This window comes from Corynebacterium sp. MSK047 (assembly GCF_030232285.1).
GTDB classification, from domain to species: Bacteria; Actinomycetota; Actinomycetes; order Mycobacteriales; family Mycobacteriaceae; genus Corynebacterium; species Corynebacterium jeikeium_D.
Genome location: NZ_JASPJI010000065.1, coordinates 1 through 282, shown reverse-complemented (window position 1 = coordinate 282; position 282 = coordinate 1). Strand labels below are relative to the sequence as shown.

The 282-nt window shown below is 57.1% G+C and carries 2 tRNA genes; both read left to right on the top strand.

The features are described 5' to 3' along the window. Positions 1-72: transfer RNA gene (locus QP981_RS11215), tRNA-Glu, on the top strand. Positions 73-102: 30 nt separating this feature from the next. Beyond that, positions 103-174: transfer RNA gene (locus QP981_RS11210), tRNA-Gln, on the top strand. Positions 175-282: the final 108 nt, after the last annotated feature.

The following is a 282-nucleotide window of genomic DNA, read 5'->3' as shown; positions in this document are numbered from 1 at the left end:
CCCCGTTCGTCTAGCGGCCTAGGACGCCGCCCTCTCACGGCGGTAACACGGGTTCAAATCCCGTACGGGGTACAAAGACAGCGTGAAAGCGCCAGTCTTTATTGGCCTATGGTGTAATTGGCAACACTACGGTTTCTGGTACCGTCATTCTAGGTTCGAGTCCTGGTAGGCCAGCGGAATTCGCTCACTCAGTTGAGTTGGATTCAGTTCTAAGCCCCGTTCGTCTAGCGGCCTAGGACGCCGCCCTCTCACGGCGGTAACACGGGTTCAAATCCCGTACGG